The sequence below is a fragment of the Streptomyces sp. NPDC007905 genome, assembly GCF_042959345.1.
In the GTDB taxonomy this organism is placed as follows: Bacteria; Actinomycetota; Actinomycetes; order Streptomycetales; family Streptomycetaceae; genus Streptomyces.
In genome coordinates this window covers 264,379-288,262 of record NZ_JBIBKS010000007.1, presented here as the reverse complement: position 1 = coordinate 288,262, position 23,884 = coordinate 264,379, and the positions used below count along the sequence as shown (strand labels likewise).

At 71.4% G+C, this 23,884-nt stretch carries 24 protein-coding genes and 3 pseudogenes; 17 read left to right on the top strand and 10 right to left on the bottom strand.

Translation table 11 applies throughout. The features are described 5' to 3' along the window. Positions 1-116 precede the first annotated feature (116 nt). The 5 genes and pseudogenes from ACFZDC_RS15370 to ACFZDC_RS15350 form a co-directional block, all read left to right on the top strand. A complete protein-coding gene (locus tag ACFZDC_RS15370) occupies positions 117-1,514 on the top strand; it encodes a DUF6421 family protein (protein ID WP_391323925.1) in 1,398 nt (465 codons plus the stop codon). A 38-nt stretch (positions 1,515-1,552) separates the two neighbouring features. Beyond that, a complete protein-coding gene (locus tag ACFZDC_RS15365; RefSeq protein WP_391323923.1) occupies positions 1,553-2,299 on the top strand; it encodes an SDR family NAD(P)-dependent oxidoreductase in 747 nt (248 codons plus the stop codon). Then, positions 2,296-3,366, top strand: a complete 1,071-nt coding sequence (locus ACFZDC_RS15360) for a beta-eliminating lyase-related protein (RefSeq protein ID WP_391323921.1) — start codon at positions 2,296-2,298, stop codon at positions 3,364-3,366. Before ACFZDC_RS15365 ends, ACFZDC_RS15360 begins: the two co-directional genes overlap by 4 nt. 78 nt (positions 3,367-3,444) lie before the next feature. Continuing rightward, the gene (locus tag ACFZDC_RS15355) at positions 3,445-4,038 is read left to right on the top strand and encodes a transglutaminase domain-containing protein (RefSeq protein WP_391323920.1); all 594 of its coding nucleotides are present in this window, start codon (positions 3,445-3,447) and stop codon (positions 4,036-4,038) included. Beyond that, positions 4,035-4,525: pseudogene (locus tag ACFZDC_RS15350) on the top strand (cytoplasmic protein); the annotation flags it as partial. The gene ACFZDC_RS15355 and the pseudogene ACFZDC_RS15350, both read left to right, overlap by 4 nt. 30 nt (positions 4,526-4,555) lie before the next feature. On the opposite strand, the gene ACFZDC_RS15345 reads toward ACFZDC_RS15350, so the two are convergent. After that, positions 4,556-5,284, bottom strand: coding sequence for a 1-acyl-sn-glycerol-3-phosphate acyltransferase (locus tag ACFZDC_RS15345; protein ID WP_391323918.1), 729 nt, complete (start codon positions 5,282-5,284; stop codon positions 4,556-4,558). Positions 5,285-5,472: 188 nt separating this feature from the next. After that, positions 5,473-5,889 carry a DUF4395 family protein gene (locus tag ACFZDC_RS15340; RefSeq protein ID WP_391323917.1) on the bottom strand — a complete coding sequence of 139 codons (417 nt, stop codon included), beginning with the start codon at positions 5,887-5,889 and terminating at the stop codon, positions 5,473-5,475. A gap of 75 nt (positions 5,890-5,964) precedes the next feature. Between ACFZDC_RS15340 and ACFZDC_RS15335 the strand changes: the two genes are divergently transcribed. From ACFZDC_RS15335 to ACFZDC_RS15315, 5 genes are all read left to right on the top strand, one after another. Beyond that, a complete protein-coding gene (locus tag ACFZDC_RS15335; protein WP_391324056.1) occupies positions 5,965-6,378 on the top strand; it encodes a thioredoxin domain-containing protein in 414 nt (137 codons plus the stop codon). A 208-nt stretch (positions 6,379-6,586) separates the two neighbouring features. Beyond that, on the top strand, positions 6,587-7,096 hold the full coding sequence (locus tag ACFZDC_RS15330) for a flavin reductase (RefSeq protein WP_391323915.1): 510 nt from the start codon (positions 6,587-6,589) through the stop codon (positions 7,094-7,096). A gap of 217 nt (positions 7,097-7,313) precedes the next feature. Next, on the top strand, positions 7,314-8,099 hold the full coding sequence (locus ACFZDC_RS15325; protein ID WP_391323913.1) for an electron transfer flavoprotein subunit beta/FixA family protein: 786 nt from the start codon (positions 7,314-7,316) through the stop codon (positions 8,097-8,099). A 53-nt stretch (positions 8,100-8,152) separates the two neighbouring features. Beyond that, positions 8,153-9,115, top strand: coding sequence for an FAD-binding protein (locus ACFZDC_RS15320; RefSeq protein ID WP_391323912.1), 963 nt, complete (start codon positions 8,153-8,155; stop codon positions 9,113-9,115). 183 nt (positions 9,116-9,298) lie between these two features. After that, positions 9,299-10,597, top strand: a complete 1,299-nt coding sequence (locus ACFZDC_RS15315) for a DUF6986 family protein (RefSeq protein ID WP_391323910.1) — start codon at positions 9,299-9,301, stop codon at positions 10,595-10,597. A 121-nt stretch (positions 10,598-10,718) separates the two neighbouring features. On the opposite strand, the gene ACFZDC_RS15310 is transcribed toward ACFZDC_RS15315, so the two are convergent. Next, positions 10,719-11,477: a hypothetical protein gene (locus tag ACFZDC_RS15310; protein WP_391323908.1), complete on the bottom strand. Its 759-nt coding sequence runs from the start codon at positions 11,475-11,477 to the stop codon at positions 10,719-10,721. A gap of 7 nt (positions 11,478-11,484) precedes the next feature. After that, positions 11,485-12,534: a substrate-binding domain-containing protein gene (locus tag ACFZDC_RS15305; protein ID WP_391323906.1), complete on the bottom strand. Its 1,050-nt coding sequence runs from the start codon at positions 12,532-12,534 to the stop codon at positions 11,485-11,487. Positions 12,535-12,746: 212 nt separating this feature from the next. Between ACFZDC_RS15305 and ACFZDC_RS15300 the strand changes: the two genes are divergently transcribed. Further along, the gene (locus ACFZDC_RS15300; RefSeq protein ID WP_391323904.1) at positions 12,747-13,700 is read left to right on the top strand and encodes an ROK family protein; all 954 of its coding nucleotides are present in this window, start codon (positions 12,747-12,749) and stop codon (positions 13,698-13,700) included. A gap of 39 nt (positions 13,701-13,739) precedes the next feature. Here ACFZDC_RS15300 and ACFZDC_RS15295 read toward each other — a convergent pair whose 3' ends face one another. Continuing rightward, a complete protein-coding gene (locus ACFZDC_RS15295) occupies positions 13,740-15,785 on the bottom strand; it encodes an NPCBM/NEW2 domain-containing protein (RefSeq protein ID WP_391323902.1) in 2,046 nt (681 codons plus the stop codon). Positions 15,786-16,002: 217 nt separating this feature from the next. Continuing rightward, the gene (locus ACFZDC_RS15290; protein ID WP_391323900.1) at positions 16,003-16,356 is read right to left on the bottom strand and encodes a hypothetical protein; all 354 of its coding nucleotides are present in this window, start codon (positions 16,354-16,356) and stop codon (positions 16,003-16,005) included. 171 nt (positions 16,357-16,527) lie between these two features. Here ACFZDC_RS15290 and ACFZDC_RS15285 point away from each other — a divergent pair, with 171 nt between their 5' ends. After that, complete coding sequence (locus ACFZDC_RS15285) at positions 16,528-16,719, top strand: hypothetical protein (protein WP_391323898.1); 192 nt, start codon at positions 16,528-16,530, stop codon at positions 16,717-16,719. Between the two features lie 135 nt (positions 16,720-16,854). After that, positions 16,855-17,910 carry an NUDIX domain-containing protein gene (locus tag ACFZDC_RS15280; RefSeq protein WP_391323896.1) on the top strand — a complete coding sequence of 352 codons (1,056 nt, stop codon included), beginning with the start codon at positions 16,855-16,857 and terminating at the stop codon, positions 17,908-17,910. Between the two features lie 175 nt (positions 17,911-18,085). On the opposite strand, the gene ACFZDC_RS15275 is transcribed toward ACFZDC_RS15280, so the two are convergent. Further along, a complete protein-coding gene (locus tag ACFZDC_RS15275; RefSeq protein ID WP_391323894.1) occupies positions 18,086-18,802 on the bottom strand; it encodes an MBL fold metallo-hydrolase in 717 nt (238 codons plus the stop codon). A 62-nt stretch (positions 18,803-18,864) separates the two neighbouring features. Next, positions 18,865-20,220: a M20/M25/M40 family metallo-hydrolase gene (locus tag ACFZDC_RS15270; protein ID WP_391323892.1), complete on the bottom strand. Its 1,356-nt coding sequence runs from the start codon at positions 20,218-20,220 to the stop codon at positions 18,865-18,867. Between the two features lie 130 nt (positions 20,221-20,350). Here ACFZDC_RS15270 and ACFZDC_RS15265 point away from each other — a divergent pair, with 130 nt between their 5' ends. After that, complete coding sequence (locus ACFZDC_RS15265) at positions 20,351-21,592, top strand: geranylgeranyl reductase family protein (RefSeq protein ID WP_391323890.1); 1,242 nt, start codon at positions 20,351-20,353, stop codon at positions 21,590-21,592. On the opposite strand, the gene ACFZDC_RS15260 is transcribed toward ACFZDC_RS15265, so the two are convergent. Next, positions 21,582-22,037, bottom strand: a complete 456-nt coding sequence (locus ACFZDC_RS15260) for a nitroreductase family deazaflavin-dependent oxidoreductase (RefSeq protein WP_391323888.1) — start codon at positions 22,035-22,037, stop codon at positions 21,582-21,584. The two genes, ACFZDC_RS15265 and ACFZDC_RS15260, sit on opposite strands and share 11 nt — an antisense overlap. 147 nt (positions 22,038-22,184) lie before the next feature. On the opposite strand from ACFZDC_RS15260, the gene ACFZDC_RS15255 reads away from it, so the two are divergent. The 3 genes and pseudogenes from ACFZDC_RS15255 to ACFZDC_RS15245 form a co-directional block, all read left to right on the top strand. Then, positions 22,185-22,877, top strand: a complete 693-nt coding sequence (locus tag ACFZDC_RS15255; protein ID WP_391323885.1) for a WHG domain-containing protein — start codon at positions 22,185-22,187, stop codon at positions 22,875-22,877. Next, a pseudogene (locus ACFZDC_RS15250) lies at positions 22,874-23,104 on the top strand (TetR/AcrR family transcriptional regulator); the annotation flags it as partial. The gene ACFZDC_RS15255 and the pseudogene ACFZDC_RS15250, both read left to right, overlap by 4 nt. Further along, a pseudogene (locus ACFZDC_RS15245) lies at positions 23,094-23,634 on the top strand (response regulator); the annotation flags it as partial. The pseudogenes ACFZDC_RS15250 and ACFZDC_RS15245, both read left to right, overlap by 11 nt. Here ACFZDC_RS15245 and ACFZDC_RS15240 read toward each other — a convergent pair. Next, positions 23,595-23,879 carry a DUF6332 family protein gene (locus ACFZDC_RS15240; RefSeq protein WP_391323883.1) on the bottom strand — a complete coding sequence of 95 codons (285 nt, stop codon included), beginning with the start codon at positions 23,877-23,879 and terminating at the stop codon, positions 23,595-23,597. The pseudogene ACFZDC_RS15245 and the gene ACFZDC_RS15240 overlap by 40 nt on opposite strands. Between the last annotated feature and the right edge of the window lie 5 nt (positions 23,880-23,884).

Genomic DNA, 23,884 nt, shown 5'->3' with positions numbered 1-23,884 from the left:
AAAAACAGCGGTGACCATGCGGGTCGGCAGAAAGATTTCCCGAACTGCCTCTTGCTGAGAGAAACCGGGTATGCATACGGTGTCCATACGCGAGGTTCTCCCGTGAAGGATGGGACATGACGGAAATTCTTGTGCAGGCGGGTTCGGAGGAGCAGGTTCCTTCGCTGACCAGGGTGGTTGAGCACCCGGCCTGGCCCGTGCTCAAGGATGCCGTGGAGCAGATCCGGCCATGGCAGTCCAAGGACGGATCGATCGACTTCGAGGCCGAGGGCGCACCGGAGCGTGCCGCTGCCGAGGCCGCCGTGGGCCGTGTCGCCGAGGCGGTCGAGCAGCTCTCCCCGCTCCTGCCGCACGACACCGCCTACCACGAGGCACTCGTCAAGGACCTGCGTCGCTGGGCCGAAGGCGGCTTCCAGGTGCCGGACTTCCTGGACTCCCTGCTGGCCTTCCAGCCCGCGGCGGGCCGCGCCGACGGCCTGCAGCACCTGGTCGTCTTCCCGATGTACACGCAGAACGGCAACCCGGACCGCAATCTGGAGGCGGTCGTGCTGTGCATGGTCTGGCCGGACTGGCTGGCCGAGCTCGAGCGCACCCGTTACGACAACCCGCTCTTCTGCGGCATCACGTTCGAGGACTTCACCTCCGGCTACGACACCAACTCGGCCGTCCTCTTCCCGGAGACCATCGCCGTGCGCGAGGCGCCGGAACGATTCTCCTGGGGTGGCATCTTCTGCGACCGCGAGGCCGCGCGCTTCCGCCGTGTGACCGACGCCGCCGTCGACATCCTGGGCCTGGAGCTGCCCGAGGACATCGCCGCGATGGTCCACGACCAGAAGCGCTGCGAAGAGGCGTTCGTGCTGTGGGACATGGTCCACGACCGCACCCACAGCCACGGCGACCTGCCGTTCGACCCATTCATGATCAAGCAGCGCCAGCCGTTCTGGATGTACGGCCTGGAGGAGCTGCGCTGCGACCTCACCGCCTTCAAGGAGGCCGTGAAGCTGCAGGCGGACGGCGTCCCGCAGGCCCGTGACGTGCAGTACGCGGTGCTCTTCGACCGCATGTTCCGCTTCCCGGTCACCGGCGACCGCAACCGCAACTACGACGGCCTCGGCGGTCAGCTGCTCTTCGCCTACCTGCACAAGCACGACGTCGTCCGCTGGACCGACAACAAGCTCTCCATCGACTGGGAGCGCGCCCCGCAGGTCACCAACCAGCTGTGCGCCGAGATCGAGAAGCTGTACAAGGACGGCATCGACCGCCCCAAGCTCGTCCACTGGTTCGCCGGCTACGAGCTGGTCTCCACCTACCTCGCCCCGCACCCCGGCTCGAAGTGGGCCAAGGGCCCCGACGCCCTGGACCTGACCCAGCCGCCGCGCAAGCTCGTGGACGACGTGCTTCCGGACGAGTTTCCGCTGAGCATGTTCTATGAGGCCCTGTCCAAGAAGCTGAAGAATGTGATCGCCTCCACCAAGGGCATCACGGCGGACAGCGCCGAGCGGCTCGCCGCGTGAGCGACCGCGTCCAGAACACTGCTTCAGAGGGGAAGAACATGGGGAACGGGTCTCTCAGCGGTGCGGTGATCGCGGTGGCCGGCGCGGGCGGACCCGCCGGACGGGCCGCGCTGCTGCGCCTGGCCGAGGCAGGGGCGACCGTCGTAGGGGCCGACAACGACCCCGAGCGGCTCTCGGACGCCGTGGACGCCGCCCGGTACGCCGCCGGCGGCGCCACCGTCACCGGCGACACGGTGGACCTGCTCGATCTGCAGTCCACCCGCGACTGGGCCACGCACATCGAGAAGGACTTCGGCCGGGTCGACGGCCTTGTGCATCTGGTCGGCGGCTGGCGCGGCAGCGAGACCTTCACGAAGACCAGCCTCGACGACTGGGACTTCCTGGAGATGCTGCTCGTCAAGACCGTGCAGCACACCTCCCTCGCCTTCCACGAGGCGCTGCAGCGCAGCGACCGCGGCCGCTACGTCCTGATCAGCGCCGCCGGCGCGAGCAACCCCACCGCGGGCAACGCCGCCTATGCCGCGGCCAAGGCCGCCGCCGAGGCGTGGACGCTGGCCATGGCGGACTTCTTCCGGAAGGCGGGGGGCCCCGAGGGGCCGACGTCCGCGGCTACGATTCTGGTGGTGAAGGCGCTGGTGCACGAGGCGATGCGCGCCGAACGCCCCAACGCGAAGTTCGCGGGCTTCACGGACGTCAAGGACCTGGCCGAGGCCATCGAGGGTGTCTGGAACAAGCCCGCCGCCGAAGTGAACGGAAACCGTCTGTGGCTGACCGAGAAGCCGTGAACCCTCCCAGGACCGACGCGCGTCGCCATCACGACCCGGAGGTCCGCGGTTTCGCCAGTGACAACTACGCCGGGGCGCATCCGGAGGTGATGGCCGCCCTGGCCCTGGCCAACGGCGGCCACCAGGTGGCGTACGGCGAGGACGACTACACCGAGAACCTCCAGCGGATCATTCGCAGCCACTTCGGCTCCACCGCGGAGGCCTTCCCGGTCTTCAACGGCACGGGCGCGAACGTCGTCGCGCTCCAGGCGGTCACCGACCGCTGGGGCGCGGTGATCTGCGCCGAGAGCGCGCACATCAACGTGGACGAGGGCGGGGCGCCCGAGCGCATGGGCGGCCTGAAGCTGCTCACCGTGCCCACCCCCGACGGCAAGCTCACGCCCGAGCTGATCGACCGGCAGGCCTGGGGCTGGGAGGACGAGCACCGCGCGATGCCGCAGGTCGTCTCGATCACCCAGAGCACGGAGCTGGGCACGCTCTACACGCCCGAGGAGATCCGGGCGATCTGCGAGCACGCCCACGCGCACGGCATGAAGGTGCACCTGGACGGCTCCCGGATAGCCAACGCGGCCGCGACCCTGAACGTGCCCATGCGGACGTTCACCAACGCGGTCGGCGTCGACATCCTCTCGCTCGGCGGGACGAAGAACGGCGCCCTGTTCGGCGAGGCCGTCGTGGTCATCAACCCGGACGCGGTGCGGCGGATGAAGCACCTGCGCAAGCTGTCCATGCAGCTCGCCTCCAAGATGCGCTTCGTGTCGGTGCAGCTGGAGGCGCTGCTCGCCAAGGACCTGTGGCTGCGCAACGCCCGGCATGCCAACGAGATGGCCCAGCGGCTGGCCGAGGGCGTGCGCGCGGTGCACGGTGTGGAGATCCTCCATCCCGTGCAGGCCAACGGCGTCTTCGCGAAGCTGCCGCACGACGTGAGCGAGCGGCTGCAGAAGCGGTTCCGGTTCTACTTCTGGGACGAGGGCGCCGGGGTGGTGCGCTGGATGTGCTCCTTCGACACCACGGAGGAGGACGTCGACACGTTCGTGGCGGCGCTCAAGGAGGAGATGGCCCGCTAGTCCCCAGCCGTGCATAGATATGCGATCGCTTGAAAAGTCATTGACGTTCGGGTGATCGCATTCCTATGCTCTGCGGGCATGGAGCTGATCCAGAACACCGCCGATCTGTCCGCGTACCTGGCCGCCGACGAGGCCATCAACCACCACCACTCGGTGGTGCGGGAGACGGCCGCCCGGCTGGCCGACGGGGTCGCGGACTCGTATGCCTATGCGCGAGCCGCCTACGAATTCGTGCGTGACTCCATCCCGCACTCCGCGGACGTCGGCGACCTCCGCGTCACCTGGCGCGCCTCGGACGTGCTGGAGCGGCGCACGGGCATCTGCCATGCCAAGGCCCACGCCCTGGCGGCCCTGCTGCGCGCCGAGGACATCCCCACCGCCCTGTGCTACCAACGGCTGATGCACGACGACGGCAGCGGCCACGCTCTGCACGGCCTGGTAGCCGTGCGCTTCCATGGGGCATGGCACCGGCAGGACCCGCGGGGCAACAAGCCGGGCGTGGACGCGCAGTTCTCCCTGAACGGCGAGCGGCTGGCCTGGATCCCCGATCCCGCGGCCGATGAGCTGGACCATCCGGCCCTCTACGCGGAACCGCACCCGGCCGTCCTCGGCGCACTGAAGGCCGCCCCGAACCGGCCGCACCTGTGGAAGACGCTCCCCAGCACCCTCTGACACGAGGCGGGGCGCTTGCACTCACCGTGTCTGCCGAGGTGCGCGCGCTCGCGCCCGGCTTCACCCATGTGGCGATCGGGAGCACGACCTCGCCAATGGGCCCAGTATGGAAGCGAGTTCGGGCTGGACGGGGCGGCCCGCCGTCTCGCCCGTACGTCTGGGGGGCGTCGCGCACTCTTGACTCGGCCGGGGCGCCGGCAAGCGGGCCCTCTCCGACGCGGGGCTGCCCCCGATCAACCTGCTTGTGGACCTCTACGACGCCCTCGGCGTCGGCCCCCCTCCTCCCCGACGGCGGCAGCCAGGCGGGGGATGCGGCCGGTGCGCGTCACGGGCAAGGACGACTTCGTGACGGTCGGGGGCGGCGAGGAGGTGGTCGAACACCCCAATGCGGGCGAGGTGATGTGGCTCGACGACGCCGGCATGACCTTTGCCGCTGGTACCGGCGCCAAGGCCCCGTACCCGGCTCTCCAAGGAGACGGTCGCCGGGTCACGGCGGACGTCCGGTCGTCGTCGGGTGTCAGTGGGCCTCGGCCGTCCGCAGCTGTTCCGCCGTGGGGGCCGTGCCCCCGAGGTGGGCCGGCAGCCACCAGGTGTCCTCCGGTCCCTTGGGGCGCGTGGGGTAGGCGCGCTGGGCGGCCTCCAGCAGTTCCTGGACGCGCTCGCGCAAGCGGCGGGTGATGGCGCCCGCGTACTGGTCGCTCGGGGCCTCGACCGGCTCGCCGACCCGGATGGTGATGGGGGTGTGGCTGCGCTTGAAGTTGCGGGGCTGGCCCTTGGTCCACAGCCGCTGCGTGCCCCACACCGCCATCGGGACGAGCGGGACGCCCGCCTCCTGGGCGAGGCGGGCCGCGCCCGACTTGAAGCTCTTCAGGGTGAAGGACTGCGAGATCGTGGCCTCCGGGAACACCCCGATGACCTCGCCGGAGCGCAGCGAGTCCAGCGCGTGCGCGAAGGCCGCCTCGCCCCGCGTGCGGTCGACCGGGATGTGCTTCATCCCGCGCATCAGCGGTCCGGACACCTTGTGCCGGAAGACCGCCTCCTTCGCCATGAAGCGCACCAGACGCTTCTGCGGCAGGGCCGCCAGGCCGTTGAAGATGAAGTCCAGGTAGCTGATGTGATTGCTCACCAGCACGGCGCCGCCCGAGCGCGGGATGTTCTCCGACCCCTGACAGTCGATCTTCAGGTCCCAGGCCTTGAACAGCGTCTTGGCGAGACCGATGACGGGACGGTAGACCAGCTCTGCCATGGGCGGGGTGAGCCCTTTCTGCTCTGCTCGGGAAAGCGGGCTCCCGGCGGGAGGTTACGCAGCCGTAGGTTTACGGCGTCTCGCAGATCGTGCCCGAAGAACGGACGGGTAGCCAGTCCTGGTGCCCCGCGGCGGCGAGATCCTCGTCACGTCGGCCTAGTGCCCCGCCTCCGTGCTCCCTTTACCCCTTACTCCACCCGTACCGTGACCCTCTTCAGGAGCAGGTACATCTCGCACCCCAGGCAGTACCCGAACACCGCGTTGAGGAAGGCTGCCGCGAGTGCCGCCCCGGTCGCCGCGAGCCCGAGCCAGGCGGGCCCCACCGAGAATCCGACGAGCCCGAGCCCGGCGAACACCAGCCCCACGGCCTGCGCGAACCGCGGCGGTTCCGGCGGCTCGAACTCCGTGGGCGGCCCCAGCCTCGGCCGTACCAGCGTCCGGAAGAACAGGCCGTACGGCGACCGGGCCACCCCGCCCGCCGCGCCGAGCGCGAACACCACGGTCTGCCAGGCGAGTAGCCAGGCGTTCTGCGTGATGAGCGCCACCGCCAGCACGACGGTCGTCACGGCCGCCCCGAAGCGCGGCCCCCTCACATCGATGTCCATGAATCAAGCATTCCGCGGCGGACCCTGATCCGGGAGACGGGAATCTTTGCAGTCTCATGAAAGCTTGTGCAGATGATGACCGGAGTGGTGGTGTGCGTGGCGGTGCTCGTCATGGCGAGCGCCTACGGAGTGCTGCACCAGCGGCGGAGCGGGAGAGTACGGGTGCGCGTGCGGGACGAAGGCAAGCGGCTCGGTGCGGCCGAGTTGGGCGGCGAACTCGGGGAGCGGGCCACGCTCGTGCAGTTCTCCAGTGCCTTCTGCGCGCCCTGCCGGGCCACCCGGCGCGTCCTCGGCGAGGTCGCCGGAATGGTCCCGGGCGTGGCCCACGTCGAGATCGACGCCGAGGCCCGTCTGGACCTCGTACGCGAGCTGGAAGTCCTCAAGACGCCCACCGTGCTGGTCCTCGACGCGGACGGCCGGGTGGTGCGGCGCGCCACCGGGCAGCCGCGCAAGGCCGACGTCATCGCGGCCCTGGGGGAGGCGGTGTGAGGACACTTGGGGGCACGGTGAGGCATCTCCCAGATGCCGGACCCAACTTGACTGCGCGGGCCACCTATCGTCAGCCTGACCGTATGCCGATCCAACTCCTTCTCTTCGGGCGGGTCCACGTCGACCTGGCCCGCACCGCGAGCGCGCGCTGTCCGGGCCGTTGAGCAGCCACGGACCTGTGCCCCGCCCCTCGCAGAAGGACAACTCCATGACGGCCACGCCCGACCTCGGTACCTTCCAGCTCGCCTCCCCGGACCTGTTGCGCTCCACCTTCCGTCGGCATGCCGCCGGTGTCGCGGTGATCACCGCGCGCGGCGCCCGTGGCCCGGTCGGCTTCACCGCCACCTCCCTCACCTCCGTGTCGGCCGAACCCCCGCTCGTCTCGTTCGGCATCGGCACGGGCGCCTCCAGCTGGCCCGCAGTGGCCGAGACCGAGCACGTCGGCATCCACATACTCGGTGAGCACCAGAGCGATCTGGCCGCCACCTTCGCCCGCAGCGGCGCCGACCGCTTCGGGGCGCCCACGGCCTGGCGCGAGGGCCCGAACGGCGTACCGGTCCTGGACGACGTACTGGCCTGGCTGGTCTGCCGGATCGTCGGGCGTGTGCCGGCCGGGGATCACCGCATCGTGCTCGCCGAGGTGCTCCTCGGCGACTCCACGGGCGCCGGCCGCCCCCTCCTTTACCACCAGGGCCGCTTCAACGGCCTGCGGGATTGATCACGCCCGCCCCTTCTGCGAAGCCGTCGAGTTCCGGTTACGCTGCGTTGCGAAGGTCACAGTTCAAAGCGCTTGCTTAGCGGGCAGGAACTGGGTGTACTGCCGAGTAATGTTTCGGTCGGAGCGCGCGGACGCCCCGACCGGGATCGGCCGCTTCAGGCGCCTATGCTGCCTGCAAGAGGCAGCCCGGAAATGACGATGCAGTAGGAGAGCCGGCGTGAGCTTGAGGATCGTTGTCACTGTGAAGTACGTGCCCGACGCCACTGGCGACCGGCACTTCGCCGATGACCTGACCGTCGACCGCGACGACGTGGACGGTCTGCTCTCCGAGCTGGACGAGTACGCGGTCGAGCAGGCGCTGCAGATCTCGGAGGACGCGGACGACGCCGAGGTCACCGTCCTGACGATCGGCCCGGAGGACGCCAAGGACGCGCTCCGCAAGGCCCTGTCCATGGGTGCCGACAAGGCCATCCACATCGAGGACGACGACCTGCACGGCACCGACGCCATCGGCACCTCCCTGGTGCTCGCCAAGGCGATCGAGAAGGCCGGCTACGACCTGGTCATCTCCGGCATGGCCTCCACCGACGGCACCATGGGTGTCGTACCGGCGCTGGTCGCCGAGCGTCTGGGCGTCCCGCAGGTCACCCTGCTGTCCGAGGTCTCGGTCGAGGACGGCACGGTCAAGGGCCGCCGCGACGGCGACGCCGCCTCCGAGCAGCTCGAGGCGCAGCTCCCGGCCGTCGTCTCCGTGACCGACCAGTCGGGTGAGGCCCGCTACCCGTCCTTCAAGGGCATCATGGCGGCCAAGAAGAAGCCGGTGGAGTCCTGGGACCTGTCCGACCTGGACATCGAGGCCGAGGAGGTCGGCCTGGACGGCGCGTTCACCAAGGTCGACGCCGTGGCCGAGCGTCCGGCCCGTACGGCCGGCACCATCGTCAAGGACGAGGGCGAGGGCGGCAAGCAGCTCGCTGAGTTCCTCGCGAGCCAGAAGTTCATCTAAGGGCTCGCCCCCGCTGACCGCCCCTCAACTTCGTTACGCAGGAGAGCAATCCCATGGCTGAAGTCCTCGTCTACGTCGACCACGTGGACGGTGCCGTCCGCAAGCCCACCCTGGAGCTGCTGACCCTGGCCCGCCGCATCGGCGAGCCCGTCGCCGTCGCGCTGGGCAACGGCGCCGCCGACACCGCCGCCACGCTCGCCGAGCACGGCGCGGTGAAGGTCCTCACCCACGACGCGTCCGAGTACGCCGAGTACCTGGTCGTGCCGAAGGTCGACGCGCTGCAGGCCGCCTACGAGGCCGTCTCCCCGGCCGCCGTGCTGGTCCCGTCCTCCGCCGAGGCCAAGGAGATCGCCGCCCGTCTGGCGCTGCGCATCGGCTCCGGCATCATCACCGACGCCGTCGACCTCGAGGCCGGCGACGAGGGCCCGGTGGCCACCCAGTCGGTGTTCGCCGCGTCCTTCACCACCAAGTCCCGCGTCATCAAGGGCACCCCGGTCATCACCGTCAAGCCCAACAGCGCCGCCGTCGAGGCCGCCCCGGCCGCGGGCGCGGTCGAGGCCCTGTCCGTGTCCTTCTCGGACAAGGCGACCGGCACGAAGATCACCGGCCGTACGCCGCGTGAGTCGACGGGCCGCCCGGAGCTGACCGAGGCCGCGATCGTGGTCTCCGGTGGCCGTGGCGTCAACGGCGCGGAGAACTTCTCGATCATCGAGGCGCTCGCCGACTCCCTCGGCGCGGCCGTCGGCGCCTCGCGTGCCGCGGTGGACGCCGGCTGGTACCCGCACACCAACCAGGTCGGCCAGACCGGTAAGTCGGTCTCCCCGCAGCTGTACATCGCCAACGGCATCTCCGGTGCGATCCAGCACCGCGCCGGTATGCAGACGTCCAAGACCATCGTGGCCGTCAACAAGGACGCCGAGGCCCCGATCTTCGACCTGGTCGACTACGGCGTGGTCGGCGACCTCTTCGACGTCGTCCCGCAGCTGACCGAGGAGATCAAGACCCGCAAGGGCTGAACCCCCTCGGAGCGGTACGAGGCCCCTGTGACCGGCGCGGTCACAGGGGCCTCGGTGCATCCTGGATGCGTCCCCGATGGGCCGTGACCGCGGCACCGGAGGGTGTTGACCGGCGGGAACCACCCCGGATAACTTCATTCTACGGATTGTTGATTCCGTATAGCGGAAAATGGAGGGTGTGGGATGGGTCAGCAGCAGATGGTGGCGACGAGCCTTGCGGGTGCCGTCAGCGAGGAGATCAGCGCCTCCCTCGCGCCGGTCGACGCGGAACTGGAGCACCGCTACCCCGGAGACCCCGGCACCCGGCAGCCCGTCCACACCGTGTACGTCCCCGGTGACGCCTTCGCCGCCGACACCCTCCGCTCCTGGGGCGACCAGGCCCTCGCGGCCCTCGACGAGCACGCCCCGGACGCGGCCTCGTTCGCGGCCGTCCTCGGTCTGTCCGACGACCTCGCCGAGCCCGTCCACTCCCGCGTCCGCGCCAAACTGGAGCGCGAGCCGATCGAGGACCTGCGCGTCGACTTCGAGGACGGCTACGGCCCCCGCCCGGACGCCGAGGAGGACGAGGCGGCCGCCCGCGCGGCCCGCCTGATCGCCGAGGCCCACAGGAACGGCACGGCGGCCCCGTACATGGGCATCCGCATGAAGTGCATGGAGGCCGCCGTGCGCGACCGGGGCATCCGTACCCTCGACGTCTTCCTCACCGGCCTGATCGAGGCGGGCGGCCTGCCCGAGGGGCTGGTACTGACCCTGCCGAAGGTGACGTACGCCGAGCAGGTCACCGCGTTCGTACGGCTCCTGGAAGCCTTCGAGAAGGTCCACGGCCTGGAGGCGGGCCGGCTCGGCTTCGAGATCCAGATCGAGACCAGCCAGTCCATCCTGGCCACCGACGGCACCGCCACCGTCGCCCGCATGATCCAGGCCGCCGAGGGCCGGGCCACCGGCCTGCACTACGGCACCTTCGACTACAGCGCCTGCCTCGGCGTCTCCGCCGCCTACCAGGCCGGCGACCACCCCGCCGCCGACCACGCCAAGGCCATCATGCAGGTCGCGGCCGCGGGCACCGGCGTACGCGTCTCGGACGGCTCGACCAACGTCCTCCCGGTCGGCCCGACCGCGAAGGTCCACGACGCCTGGCGCCTGCACTACGGCCTCACCCGCCGCGCCCTCGCCCGGGCCTACTACCAGGGCTGGGACATGCATCCCGGTCACATCCCGACCCGCTACGCCGCCGTCTTCGCCTTCTACCGCGAGGGCTTCGAGCAGGCGGCGGCCCGGCTCGCCCGCTACGCCAACCGCGCGGGCGGCGACGTCATGGACGAGCCCGCCACCGCCAAGGCCCTCGGCGGTTACCTGCTGCGCGGCCTGGACTGCGGCGCCCTCGACATCGCCGAGGTCGCCCGGCTCACCGGTCTGACCCGGGCCGACCTGGAGGGCTTCGCGGCCCCGCGGCGCGGCGGCCTGACGGCCTCGGCCAAGTAACCGACGACCCGGCCCGCACCGCCGCCCCCTACCCCCAACGCCCTTCACCGACACGGCGTACGGGGGACTGGGCGGCGGTGTCGCCGGGCGCACCGGTGCCCCGGACCACTCGTCTCCTCGTCTACTCGTCTGCCGACCCGGCGGCGTAAGGCTCGAGCCCGGACGCGGTCACCCACTTCTGCTCGGCGAACAGCCGGGTGCCCCGCGCGCACAGAGCGACGTCCACGCGGGCCCGCGCGCAGAACTCCTCCGGGGTGAGGCCGAACAACTCCCTCAACGGAGCCGACGCCACCAGGAGTTCGGTGATGAGGGTGTGCTGGTCGCCGGGGTGCCGACGCGGTGCGCGGGCGCCGTTGTGCAGCACCCCGTGCCGGTTGACGTACGCGTAGGCCCCGGGCAGCACTTGTCCGTCCGCCAGCTCGATGTGGACGTCCGGCGCGGGCAGCCAGGCCCTGCGGAAGTTGCCGTCGGGCAGTGGCGCACCCTCGCTGGCGTCGATCACGGCCAGTTGCCAGGGGTCCAGCCAGATGACGAACAACTCACGCAGCCCGCTCGGATACTTGACGGGCGAGGCGGAGACGTAGCCCAGACGGCTGACGTGCGCCGAGACGCCCGTGTCGACCCCGCGCACCCGTGCCCGCACCATCGGCAGCGGGGAAGAGATCCCGCACTCCGTCATCTTGTGGCGCAGCTGGGCGGGGCTGGCGTTGGAGCCGACCGCGATAACCGGCACCCGGTCGTCGTACACCAGGCGGTCGAGGGGAAGCATGCGGTCGCCGTGCAACAGCCCGGAGTCGGCGGGCCAGGCACCCGGATAGAACAGGGGATGCTCGCTCGGAGCCCCGGCGAGGCCCAGCTCCTCCAGCGTGCGGCCGGTCATGGGCGCCTCATCCGGCGGGCGGCAGCTCGCCGGAGCCGCGGGTGATCAGGCGGGTCGGCAGCTCGATGCGCTCCGGCGCGACGAGACTGCCGTCCAGCTGGCGGAAGAGACGCTCGGCGGCGGTGCGGCCGAGAGCGGCGGCGTCCTGGGCGACGACCGTGACGCCCGGCTGGAGCAGATCGGCCAGCTCGATGTCGTCGAAGCCGACGAGGGCGACCGGGCGGGACTGCTCGGCGAGCACCCGGATCACGGTGACCGTCACCCGGTTGTTGCCCGCGAAGATCGCGGTGACGGGGGAGGAGCTCGAGAGCATCTCCTCGGCCGCCCGGCGCACGCGCACCGGATCCGTCGCGCCGAGGGACATCCACTGCTCCTCGACGGGTATCCCGGCGTCCTCCATGGCGGCCCGGTAGCCGCGCAGCCGCTCGGCCGTGGTGTGGATGCGGGGCATGTCGCCGATGAACCCGATCCGGCGGTGGCCGTGCGCGATCAGGTGGGTGACGCCGTCGCGCGCACCACCGTAGTTGTCGGACAGGACGACATCGGCCTCGATCTTCCCGGCGGGGCGGTCCACGAACACCGTGGCCACGCCCGCCCTGATCTCCGGCTCCAGGTACCGGTGGTCGTCGCCGGCCGGGATCACCACCAGACCGTCCACCCGCCGTGCGCACAGCGCCAGCGCGAGCTCCTGCTCCCGCTCCGGGTCCTCGGCGCTGGAGCCGTTGATCAGCAGGGCGCCGTGCGCGCGGGCCACCTCCTCCACCGCGCGGCTCAGCGGGCCGTAGAAGGGGTCCGCGAGGTCCTCCAGGACCAGGCCGATGCTGGCGGTACGGCCCTTGCGCAGGACGCGCGCGCTGTCGTTGCGGCGGAAGCCGAGCGCGTCGATCGCCTCCTGGACGCGGCGCTCGGTGTCCGGGGTGACACCGGGCTCTCCGTTGACCACCCGGGACACCGTCTTCAGGCCCACCCCGGCCCGCGCCGCCACGTCCTTCATCGTCGGGCGGTTGCCGTAACGGTTCCCGGGGAGGTGCTCTGCGCGGCGGGTGGTCTCGGGCACGATGCGGCGTCCTGTCCTGTCGTCCGTGTTGTCCACTGGGGTGGTGCGGCGATCCATCGGGTTGTATGAGGATGTGGCGTCGAGCATAGAGCCTGGACAACGTTGTCAGAAGCGCGAGAGACTGTCCACCGCTGTCTCCGGCCTGCGCCCCCACCGCTCGACCGGCCCGCTTTTTTCTGGTTCTCAAGGTTCAACGGGGAGATCTGACTCTGATGCACACCGACCTCGTGGCGGCCCTGGACATCGGCGGCACCAAGATTGCCGGCGCACTGGTGGACGCTCATGGACGGATCCAGGCCCGCGCCCAGCGCGCGACGCCCGCGCGGCAGGACGGCGAAACGGTCATGCGGGCCGTCGAGGAGGTGCTCGGCGACCTCGCCGGGTCACCCCTGTGGGGACGCGCCGGCTCGATCGGCATCGGCAGCGCGGGCCCGGTGGACGCCTCGGCGGGCACGGTGAGCCCCGTGAACGTGCCCGGCTGGCGCGACTTCCCACTGGTCGAGCGGGTGCGCGCGGCCACCGGGGGCCTGCCGGTCGAGCTGATCGGCGACGGGGTGGCGATCACCGCGGCCGAGCACTGGCAGGGCGCTGCCCGCGGTCACGACAACGCGCTGTGCATGGTGGTCTCGACGGGCGTCGGGGGCGGCCTGGTCCTGGGCGGGCAGCTGCATCCCGGCCCGACCGGCAACGCCGGGCACATCGGGCACATCAGCGTCGACCTCGACGGCGACCCGTGCCCTTGCGGCTCACGCGGCTGCGTCGAGCGCATCGCCAGCGGCCCCAACATCGCCCGCCGCGCCCTGGAGCGGGGCTGGCGGTCGGGCCCGGACGGCGACACCTCCGCCGCAGCGGTCGCCGCCGCCGCCCGCCAGGGCGACCCGGTCGCCGTGGCCTCCTTCGAGCGGGCCGCGCAGGCTCTGGCCGCCGGGATCGCGGCCACCGCCACCCTGGTGGAGATCGACATCGCGGTGATCGGCGGGGGCGTCGGCAAGGCCGGCGACATCCTCTTCACGCCTCTGCGCAAGGCCCTCGCCGACTACGCGACCCTCTCCTTCGTCCAGCGGCTGACCGTCACGTCGGCGCAGATGGGCACGGACGCCGGACTGGTAGGCGCCGCCGCGGCCGCGCTGGCCCGGAGGCCGGATGCGACCGCGGCGGGGGTCTGAGGACACCGAGCGGGCGCCCGCAAGCCCCTCAGAATCGTTTCAGCAGCTGATCCGCGCGTCCGCCCAGTCCGCGTGGTCCGAGTCGATGCCGTCCCCGCCGTCGGTGACGACCAGGCGGACCACCTGGGCGCCGGTGATGTCGGCGGTGAGCGGCCGGGCGGGCTCCGCGTTGGTCAGCACGCCGGTCGAGGCGGCCTTGGCGCCGTCCGCCCAGATCTCGAAGGCGACGGTGCCCTTCGTGCCCTTCTCGTCGTCCACGCCGACCTCCGCGGTCACCTTCTCGCAGGCCCTGCCGGTGTAGAGGGAGACCTCGCTCTCCGCGTGGACACCGAGCCCCTTGGCGTACACCACACCGCCCAGGGTGATCGGCCGGCCGTCGCCCGCGGCGCTCTCCCCGTTGCTGGTGTCGCGCTCGACCGGCCCCCAGCCGCTGGTCGCCGACAGCCACGGCAGATCGCCGAGGTACGACGTCCCGGTGGGCGGCGGCACTACGACGGTCGCGGTGAGCGGAAGGCTGCTGGTCACGCTCTCTCCGGTGGGCGAACGGTAACTCGCCTGCAGAGAAAGGCCGTACGATCCCGTCGGCGTCCCGGCCGGAGCGGTCACCGTCCAGCCGGTACGCAGGGACCTGCCCGTGGAGAGGGTGGCGGCCGTGGTCGCCGAGGTCGCGCGCACGGTCCATCCGTCCGGGCCGGTCAGCGACACCGACACCCGGCGCGCCGCCGTGCGGCCCAGGTCGGTGACGGCGGTGGTCAGCGTGGCCGGGACGCCCGCCTGTACGAACGGGCTCCCTTCCAGGCCCAGTTCGGCGGCCGGAGGGTTGGCGGCCCAGTCCGGGTCGGCGGAGACCCGCAGCAGGACCGTGCCGTGGGCCGGGACGGTGGCCGCGAGGGTGCCGGCGGTGTTGTAGACGCGGTGCTGCCACAGGTCGCGCAGGGTGTAGGCGGGGGCATCGGGCAGACCCACGGCACCCGCGGTGGTGGCGATCCGCTGGGCGGTGCCGGACTCGTTGAACAGGGCGACCGCGCGGCTGCCGTCCTTCATCTCCTTGGCGATGACCCAGCGCCCGCCCGCGGAGGACACGACGGTCCCCTGTTTGCCCAGCGGGTCCTGGTCGACGGCGACGACCTCCTTGTTGTCCAGGATGTCGAAGGTCGCCCGGGATGCCTTGCGCAGATCGGTGCCGATGAGCAGGGGTGCGGCCATGACCGACCAGAGGGAGAAGTGGGAGCGGTACTCGGTGTCCGTCATCCCGCCGTTGCCGACCTCCAGCATGTCGGGGTCGTTCCAGTGGCCAGGTCCGGCGTACGGTGCGAGCGGGAGGTTCTGCTTGAGGATCGACAGCATCGAACTCCAGCTGTCGCTGATGTCACCGGTGGTCCGCCACAGGTGGCCGACGTCCGCGGCCCACTCCCAGGGCCTGTTCTCGCCCCATTCGCAGATGCTGTAGACGAGGGGCCGGCCCGTCTTCTCGGAGGCGGCCTGCAGCGCGTCGCGCATCGTCCTGTACCGCGTCTTTGCGTCGACTCCGAGGTTGTTGCAGTTGTCGTACTTGAGGTAGTCCACACCCCAGTCGGCGAACTGCTGGGCGTCGCTGTACTCGTGCCCGAGCGCGCCCGGGAAGCCCGCGCTGTTGCAGGTCTTGGTGCCGGCACTGGTGTAGATGCCGAGTTTGAGGCCCTTGGAGTGGACGTAGTCCGCGACGGCCTTGATCCCGTTCGGGAAGCGGGCCGGGTCGGGCACCAGCTTGCCGTTGGCGTCCCGGCTCGGCAGGGCCCAGCAGTCGTCGAGGTTCACGTACTGGTAGCCGGCGTCCTTCAGGCCCTTGTCCACGAAGAGATCCGCGATCCCTTCGACCATGGCCTCGTTGAAGTCCGCGCGGCAGTGCGTGGAGTTCCAGTTGTTGAAGCCCATGGGCGGGGTGAGGGCGAGGCCGTCGGCCAGGGAGGGCGCGGCAAGGGGGTGTGGGGCGGGGGCCGCGACGGCGGGGGCGGCCAGGCCTGCCGTGCACAGCAGGCCTGCGGTGAGCGCTCCGGCCACTCTTCGGCAGGTGGTGCGGGTGGTGCGGGTGTGAGGGTGACGCATCGTTGACGTTCCTCCGACTCGCGAAAGCGGGAATGACGGCATGACGGCATGTACGTGTCACCGGTGCGCGTTTACGGTAGGACGTGTCGGACTGTGTTGGAAGGGAAGGGTCCGGGTTCGTCGATACACCGTCACCGCCCTTGCCGGCTGGGCCATATGCCGGATGACGGAGGTGCCGGGCGTTCGGTTGTGTTGGTTCGCCCGGCCTCCCGTGGTCTCACCGGAACTCGTGCACGCTCTCGATCCGGCCGACGATGTGGGCGTTGAACTCGTCCAGCTCCTCGGCCGGGACCCACAGTTCGAGGATCGTCTCGCCGCCGGCGCGGCGGACGGGATGGCGCCCGAGGAACTCCGTGTCGACCTCGAAGCGCGTCACGAAACCGGCGCCGTCGTGCTTCACGTTCCAGTCGCGGGCGATCCTGAGCGCGTAGTCCTCGTTGAGGACCGGGTAGAAGATCGGCTGTTCGGGCAGCCGCGGCGGCCATGCCCTCCAGTCCAGCTCCCGGACCAGGTCCAGCTCCATGGGGCCGGTGGGGCGCCAAAGGGTGGTGGTCGGGCGGTGGCTGGTCATGCCGGTGGCTCTCCTCGTCGTGGTCCGCCGGGTTCCGGCAGGCCGGAACCCGGACCATACCGGCCTGTTGATCACAGCGGCCACGAGGTTTCCCCGTGGCCGGCCCGAGGGTGAGGAACGCAATCGCCGTGAACCGCGTGACCCCCGGACGGCTGCGCAGTTGATCAGGGCATGAAGAAGCGCAGCATGCTCGCCATCGCCACCCTCGCCACCGGATTCGTCGTGGCAGCCCTCACCCCGTCCCACGCCGCGGACAAGGGACCCCTGAAGGATCTCAACGTCTCCGGCACCCTCGACAACGTCGACCACCTCGTCAGCCAGGACAGCCTCGCCGCGGACGACCACGCGCTGGGGCAGGAGTAGCCCGGAGCGGCCGTGCCGGTGTCCCCTTCGCCAGGGGGCACCGGCACTGCCGTGTGGGCGCCCTCAACGGGATGTGGTTTCCGTGGCAGGGTGGAACGGGCAAGCCACAGGGGGCCAACAGAAGAGGGGGAGTCCGTGACCGTCGTCTGGATCAACGGCGCGTTCGGTGCGGGAAAGACCACGACCGCACGGGAATTGATCGAACTGATCCCGAACAGCGCGCTCTTCGACCCCGAGGTCATCGGTGGAGCGCTCTCGCACCTGCTGCCGCCCAAACGCCTCGCCGACGTCGGCGACTTCCAGGACCTGCCGATCTGGCGCCGACTCGTCATCGACACGGCGGCCGCGATGCTCGCCGAGCTGGGCGGGACCCTGGTGGTTCCCATGACCCTGCTGCGCCAGGAGTATCGCGACGAGATCTTCGGCGGCCTCGCCGCCCGCCGGATCCCCGTACGGCACGTGCTCCTCGCCCCGGCGGAAACGATCCTGCGCGAGCGGATAGCCGGGCGGGAGATCCCGCCCGACCTGCCGGACGGCGAGATGCGGGTACGACAGTGGGCGTACGACCACATCGAGGCCTACCGGGCCGCCCTGGCCTCCTGGCTCACCGGCGACGCCCACCTCATGGACACCAGCGCCCTCACCCCGTACGACACCGCCGTCCGCATCGCCGGCGCCGTCGGCAGCGGCGCCGTACCCCCGTGCGACATCGTGCAGACCCCCGAGCCCACCGCCGAGACCCTCGCCGCCGGAGTGCTTCTCTTCGACGAGCAGGACCGGGTGCTGCTCGTGGACCCCACGTACAAGCCCGGCTGGGAGTTCCCCGGCGGTGTGGTCGAGCGGGGCGAGGCTCCCGCCCGCGCCGGTATGCGGGAGGTCGCCGAGGAGACCGGGATACGGCTGCGGGCGGTGCCCCAACTGCTCGTCGTCGACTGGGAGCGGCCCGCACCCCCCGGCTTCGGCGGGCTGCGCCTGCTATTCGACGGCGGCCGGCTGGACTCCGCCGAGGCCGCCCATGTGCTGCTGCCGGGGCCGGAGCTGCGCGAGTGGCGCTTCGCGACCGAGCAGGAGGCCGCAGACATGCTGCCGCCGGTCCGCTACGAGCGGCTGCGCTGGGCGCTGCGGGCCCGGGAGCGCGGTGCCGCGCTCTATCTGGAGGCGGGCGTGCCGGTGGCGGGACAGGCTGCCTGAGCAGCTGGGAGCATCGAGTCGCTCCGGGCGTGAGCCGCCGCGTCCCGTGCCGCGTCGGCCAGTTCGTCCGGGACGGGCCGGGGACGGCTCCGGGCGTGGGCCGCCGCATCCCGTGCCGCGTCGGGCAGTCGGTCCAGGACGCGCCGGGAATCGTCGTGCGGTGCGTGCCAGTGGATCAGCCGGTGGCCGGATGGCTGTCCGCCGCTCGCCGAAGTGCCACCGAGGCCCCGCCCACCACCGGGGCACCGTGCCCGAAGCACGCCACCTCGACGTCGAGGGTCGCCAACCGGTGGAAGGCGGCCAGGAGTCGGGGCCGGTCGAGGTTGAACACGCCCGGCATCACTGCCCCGTCGACCGGCGAGGCCGCCACCGTGTCGCCCGTGAACAGCACGCCCTCGCCGGGAAGGAACAGGGCGATGCTGCCGTCCGTGTGACCGGGGACGTGCACCACCCGCGCACCGCCGCCGAAGTCGAGCACGTCACCGCCGGACACGGGCGTGACGCCGGGCGGGCGTACCGGCTCGCCCTTGGGAAGGCGCTGTGAAACCTCCGCGTGGATCGGCAGCTCCCAGTCCTCGAACCGCGGCGACGGGCCCGGGCGGTCACCCCGGACGAACGGCGCGTCCAGGTGGTGGGCCAGTACCTCGGCGCCGCTGAGCGCGGCGAACTCCCCCGCCCCGCCCGCGTGGTCCTCGTGGAAGTGGGTCAGCACGATCCGCCGCACGTCCCGGGGTGCGCGGCCCAGCGCCGTGATCGCGTCGGCGATCGCGCGGCCCGAGCCGATCGCGCCCGCGTCGATCAGCGTCGACTCCTCGCCGTCGTGCCAGAGGTAGGCCTGCCCGACGGCGAAGCGCAGCAGGTGGAGGCGGGGGAGCAGTTCGACGACGTCCATGCGCCGACGCTAGGCGGCGCCCCCGCCCGTGGGCGAGGGCGCTCTGCCGTCGGCAGAAGGGTTCAGCCCGCCGCGTAGTTGCGCAGGAACAGCGCCTCGGCAACCGACAGCCGCTCCAGCTCCTCGGGGGACACGCTCTCGTTGACCGCGTGGATCTGCGCCTCCGGCTCGCTCAGGCCGATCAGCAGGATCTCCGCCCGGGGGTAGAGACCGGCGAGGGTGTTGCACAGCGGGATGGAGCCGCCCTGGCCGGCGTACTGCATGGTCTCGCCCGGGTAGGCGACCGCCATCGCGTCGGCCATCGCCTGGTAGGCCGGGCTGGAGGTGTCGGCGCGGAACGCCTGGCCCTGACCGATCTGCTCGGTGGTCACCCGGGCGCCCCATGGCGTGTGGGCCTCGATGTGGGCCTGGAGCAGCTTGGTGGCCCCGGCCGCGTCCACGCCCGGCGGCACCCGCAGGCTGATCAGGGCCCGGGCGCTCGACTGGACCGACGGGGTGGCACCCACCACCGGCGGGCAGTCGATGCCGAGCACGGTGACCGCCGGACGGGCCCAGATGCGGTCGGCAACCGAGCCGTCACCGATCAGACCGACCCCGTCCAGCACCTTGGCGTCCTTGCGGAACTGCTCCTCGGCGTACTCGAGACCCTCCCACCGCGCCGAGGCGTCCAGCCCGTCGACCGTGGTGGAGCCGTCCTCGGCGCGCAGCGAGTCCAGGACGCGGATCAGCGCGGCGAGCGCGTCCGGGGCGGCACCGCCGAACTGGCCCGAGTGCAGGTTGCCGGCGAGGGTGTCGACCTGGACCCGGACGAGTGTCATGCCCCGCAGGGTGGTGGTCACCGTCGGCAGGCCCACGCGGAAGTTGCCCGCGTCGCCGATCACGATGGTGTCCGCCTCCAGCAGGTCGGGGTGCTGCTCGGCGTACCGCTCCAGGCCGCCGGTGCCCTGCTCCTCGGAGCCCTCGACGATCACCTTCACATGCACGGGGACGCCGCCGTTCGCCTTCAGCGCGCGCAGCGCGAGCAGGTGCATGACCAGGCCGCCCTTGCAGTCGGCGGTCCCGCGGCCGTACCAGCGGCCGTCCCGCTCGGTCAGCTCGAACGGCGGGGTGGTCCAGCGGGCCTCGTCCAGCGGCGGCTGCACATCGTAGTGCGCATACAGCAGAACCGTTTTGGCGCCCTCCGGGCCCGGCAGATAGCCGTACACCGACTGCGTGTCGTCGGGGGTGTCGAGGAGGGCCACGTCCACGAAGCCCTCGGCGCGCAGCGCGTCGGCGATCCAGTTCGCGGCGCCCTCGCTCTCGCTCCTCGGGAACTGCGCGAAGTCCGCCACCGACTTGAAGGCGACCAGTTCGGTCAGCTCCGCCTTCGCCCGGGGCAGCAGCGAGGCGACGGTCTCGGCGACCGGATTCGACGACATGGGCACGCTCCTCGTGGGTGCGACGTTGTACAGCTGAGTGCACCGATCCTCCCACAGGGGCCTGCGACGATCGCCGCCGTAGGATGCGAGGGACAGGTGCGGCAGCGGCTTGATCGGAGCAGTAGCCATCGTGAGCAGCGAGAACTCTTCGGCGGACGACGTGCAGCGGGTGTGGGACGTCGTCGTGGTGGGCGCGGGACCCGCAGGAGCCTCGGCCGCCTACGCGGCGGCGGTCGCGGGGCGACGTGTGCTGTTGCTGGAGAAGGCCGAGCTGCCTCGTTACAAGACGTGCGGCGGCGGCATCATCGGCCCCTCGCGCGACGCGCTGCCGCCCGGCTTCGAGCTGCCCTTCCGGGACCGCGTGCACGCGGTCACGTTCTCGAACAACGGACGCTTCACGCGCACCCGCCGCTCCAAGCAGATGCTCTTCGGGCTGATCAACCGGCCAGAGTTCGACCAGCAGCTGGTCGAGCACGCCCAGAAGGCGGGCGCCGAGCTGCGGACGGGCGTCACCGTGCAGCGCGTCGAGCAGCACGGCTCCGCGGTGCCGGACCGCCGTACGGTCGCCGTGGTGCTCCAGGGCCGGGAGACGGTGCTGGCCCGCGCGGTCGTCGGCGCCGACGGCAGCGCCGGCCGGATAGGAGCCCACGTCGGTGTGAAGCTGGACCAGGTCGACCTCGGCCTGGAGGCGGAGATCCCGGTCCCGGAAACGGTCGCCGATGACTGGAAGGGGCGGGTGCTCATCGACTGGGGCCCGATGCCCGGCAGTTACGGCTGGGTGTTCCCGAAGGGCGACACCCTCACGGTGGGCGTGATCTCGGCCCGCGGTGAAGGCGCCGCCACCAAGCGGTACCTGGAGGACTTCATCGCCCGGCTCGGGCTGGCCGGCTTCGAACCGAGCATCTCCTCCGGGCACCTGACCCGCTGCCGCGCCGACGACTCCCCGCTCTCCCGCGGCCGGGTGCTGGTCTGCGGTGACGCGGCGGGGCTGCTGGAGCCGTGGACCCGCGAGGGCATCTCCTTCGCGCTGCGCTCGGGCCGGCTGGCGGGGGAGTGGGCCGTCCGGATCGCCGAGGCGCACGACGCCGTCGACACCCGGCGCCAGGCCCTGAACTACGCGTTCGCGGTCAAGGCGGGGCTCGGCGTGGAGATGAGCGTCGGCAAGCGCATGCTGGCCGCGTTCGAACGCCGTCCCGGTCTCTTCCACGCGGCCCTCACCGGCTTCCGTCCCGCCTGGAGGGCCTTCAGGGACATCACGCAGGGCTCGACCTCCCTGGGCGAACTGGTCCGGTCCCACCCGATCGCCCAGCGCGCCCTGACCGCGCTGGACCGGGGGCCGGCCGGCGCCGCGGAGGACCCCGTCACTTCGTGACGGTGATCCGGAAGACCGGGTGGTCGGGGGCGGCCGCGAGGATCTCCTCGTCGGAGGACTTGGCCGTGACGCCCTCGAAGTACTGCTTGACCTCCCAGCCCCACTTCTCCAGGTAGGCCCGCAGGAGCGGGAGCTTCTCCTCGTCGGGAAGCTCCACCGCGGTGAACACGCGCACCTTCCTGCCCACCCGCAGCTCGCCACCGCCCGCTGCGCGCATGTTGCGCACCCACTGGGAGTGGCCGCGCGCCGAGACGAGGTACTGCTCGCCCTCGTGGGTGTGCGGGTTGACGGGGACGCGCTGCATCCGACCGCTCTTGCGGCCGCGCACGGACAGCTCGGCGCTTCCCGCGAGGCTGAGTCCGTGCCGGGCGAGCCAGCCGACGATGCTGTTCATGCGCACGGTCATCGCGCTGCCCTTGTAGTAGTACGGCGAAGACGACGCCATGGTGACCCCCACAATTTTTTGGAGAGCGGTGCTCTCGCTCGACTTCAGTGTGAGGGAGACGGACGCTCCAGGCAAGAGCGCTGCTCTCGTTTTTGTTCGCCGCTCTTGTTCGAGTGCACTGCTCTGCACGCGTGGCACACTGCTGCCATGAGCACCGCACAGGGCGCCCGCGCGCGAGCCAGGATCGAAGTGACCGCGGCCATCAAGGAGGCGGCGCGCAGACAACTCGCGGCGGAGGGTGCCGCCAAGCTCTCCCTGCGGGCCGTCGCCCGCGAACTGGGCATGGTCTCCTCCGCGCTCTACCGCTACTTCCCGAGCCGCGACGAGCTGCTGACCGCGCTGATCATCGACGCCTACAACTCCCTCGGCGAGGCGGCGGAAACGGCACATGCGGACGTCGCCCAGGGGGACTTCGTCCAGCGCTGGAGGGTGGTGTGCGAGGCGGTGCGCGGCTGGGCGCTCGCCCATCCGCACGAGTACGCGCTGATCTACGGCTCCCCCGTGCCCGGCTACGCCGCCCCCCAGACCACCGTGCCGGCCGCCTCCCGCGTCGGCCTGCTCCTCATCGGCGTCCTCCGCGACGCTCACCGGGGTCCGGGCCTCGCCGACCTGCCGCTGCCCGCCGAGTTGCGCCCCGAGGCCGAGCGCATGGCGGCCGACCTGGCCCCCGACCTGCCGCCCGAGGCGGCGGCGGCCCTCGTGGCGGCCTGGGCCGAGCTGTTCGGGCTGGTCGGATTCGAGCTGTTCGGGCAGTTCCACCGGGTGGTGGAGGACCGTGAGACGTTCTTCCGGCATGCGGCCGTCCGACTCGCCCACGGCGTCGGGCTGGTCCTTCCCTGACGGCCCGAGACCTGGTGCGTCCCCAGGCGCGGGCCTGGGAGCAGATCGCCACGGCCGGGGCTTCGGGGCTCTCCTTCAACGCCATCGCCAAGGAACCGGGCATGAGCGCCCCGGCCCTGTACCGGTACTTCGGCGGTCGGGACGACCTGATCACCGAGCTGGTCAGGGACGCCTACCGCAGCCTGGCGGACACCTTCCGCGCCGCGGCCGACGCGCGTTCGGGACTGCCCCCCCGACGTCGTCCTGATGGACATCCGCATGCCACGGCTGGACGGCCTGGCCGCTACCCGGCGCATCACCGAGGACGCGGAGCTGAAGGACGTGAAGGTGGTCATGCTCACCACCTTCGAACTCGACGAGTACGTCTTCGAGGCGATCCGTGCCGGCGCCTCCGGGTTCCTGGTGAAGGACACCGAGCCCCGACGAACTCGTGCGCGCGGTAAGGGCGGTGGTCGAGGGCGACGCGCTGCTGTCCCCGGGCGTCACGCGCCGTCTCATCGCCGAGTTCGCGGCCCGCTCAAAGGAGCCCGTGGCCGCCGGCGCCCTCGCCCGGCTCACCGAGCGGGAGCGGGAGGTGATGGCGCTGGTCGGCATCGGCCTGTCCAACGAGGAGGTCGCCCGCCGCCTGGTGGTCAGCCCGCTCACGGCCAAGACCCGTGTGAGCCGTACGATGGTGAAACTGGGCGCCCGGGACCGCGCCCAACTCGTGGTCCTGGCCTACGAGTCGGGGTTGGTGCGACCGGGCTGGCTGGGCTGAGCCTCGCGCCGGAAGCGGACCAGCACACTGATCACCCGGGCCATGAAGACCACCGGAGCGAGCACCAGGCCGAGCCGCAGCAGCGCCGCCGACAGCAGATGCGGCAGGTGGAAGAGGAGCGCCGGCCCGGCGACGGCCCCGAACACCACGGCCGCCGCGAAGGCGGCGCTGACCAGCGCGTACCCGATCTCCACCGTCGCGGCGTCCTGCTCGGCCTTGGTGCGCCGTCCCCCGTATTCACACATTCCGT

What these genes read in the sequence shown, in the direction of transcription:
- ACFZDC_RS15285 (WP_391323898.1), top strand. Translation starts at nt 16,528, where the DNA reads ATGAAGAAGCGCAGCATGCTCGCCATCGCCACCCTCGCCACCGGATTC.
- ACFZDC_RS15270 (WP_391323892.1), bottom strand. Translation starts at nt 20,220, where the DNA reads ATGTCGTCGAATCCGGTCGCCGAGACCGTCGCCTCGCTGCTGCCCCGG.
- ACFZDC_RS15315 (WP_391323910.1), top strand. Translation starts at nt 9,299, where the DNA reads ATGGGTCAGCAGCAGATGGTGGCGACGAGCCTTGCGGGTGCCGTCAGC.
- ACFZDC_RS15295 (WP_391323902.1), bottom strand. Translation starts at nt 15,785, where the DNA reads ATGCGTCACCCTCACACCCGCACCACCCGCACCACCTGCCGAAGAGTG.
- ACFZDC_RS15290 (WP_391323900.1), bottom strand. Translation starts at nt 16,356, where the DNA reads ATGACCAGCCACCGCCCGACCACCACCCTTTGGCGCCCCACCGGCCCC.
- ACFZDC_RS15330 (WP_391323915.1), top strand. Translation starts at nt 6,587, where the DNA reads ATGACGGCCACGCCCGACCTCGGTACCTTCCAGCTCGCCTCCCCGGAC.
- ACFZDC_RS15240 (WP_391323883.1), bottom strand. Translation starts at nt 23,879, where the DNA reads ATGTGTGAATACGGGGGACGGCGCACCAAGGCCGAGCAGGACGCCGCG.
- ACFZDC_RS15275 (WP_391323894.1), bottom strand. Translation starts at nt 18,802, where the DNA reads ATGGACGTCGTCGAACTGCTCCCCCGCCTCCACCTGCTGCGCTTCGCC.
- ACFZDC_RS15355 (WP_391323920.1), top strand. Translation starts at nt 3,445, where the DNA reads ATGGAGCTGATCCAGAACACCGCCGATCTGTCCGCGTACCTGGCCGCC.
- ACFZDC_RS15260 (WP_391323888.1), bottom strand. Translation starts at nt 22,037, where the DNA reads ATGGCGTCGTCTTCGCCGTACTACTACAAGGGCAGCGCGATGACCGTG.
- ACFZDC_RS15345 (WP_391323918.1), bottom strand. Translation starts at nt 5,284, where the DNA reads ATGGCAGAGCTGGTCTACCGTCCCGTCATCGGTCTCGCCAAGACGCTG.
- ACFZDC_RS15340 (WP_391323917.1), bottom strand. Translation starts at nt 5,889, where the DNA reads ATGGACATCGATGTGAGGGGGCCGCGCTTCGGGGCGGCCGTGACGACC.
- ACFZDC_RS15310 (WP_391323908.1), bottom strand. Translation starts at nt 11,477, where the DNA reads ATGACCGGCCGCACGCTGGAGGAGCTGGGCCTCGCCGGGGCTCCGAGC.
- ACFZDC_RS15365 (WP_391323923.1), top strand. Translation starts at nt 1,553, where the DNA reads ATGGGGAACGGGTCTCTCAGCGGTGCGGTGATCGCGGTGGCCGGCGCG.
- ACFZDC_RS15335 (WP_391324056.1), top strand. Translation starts at nt 5,965, where the DNA reads ATGACCGGAGTGGTGGTGTGCGTGGCGGTGCTCGTCATGGCGAGCGCC.
- ACFZDC_RS15300 (WP_391323904.1), top strand. Translation starts at nt 12,747, where the DNA reads ATGCACACCGACCTCGTGGCGGCCCTGGACATCGGCGGCACCAAGATT.
- ACFZDC_RS15255 (WP_391323885.1), top strand. Translation starts at nt 22,185, where the DNA reads ATGAGCACCGCACAGGGCGCCCGCGCGCGAGCCAGGATCGAAGTGACC.
- ACFZDC_RS15320 (WP_391323912.1), top strand. Translation starts at nt 8,153, where the DNA reads ATGGCTGAAGTCCTCGTCTACGTCGACCACGTGGACGGTGCCGTCCGC.
- ACFZDC_RS15370 (WP_391323925.1), top strand. Translation starts at nt 117, where the DNA reads ATGACGGAAATTCTTGTGCAGGCGGGTTCGGAGGAGCAGGTTCCTTCG.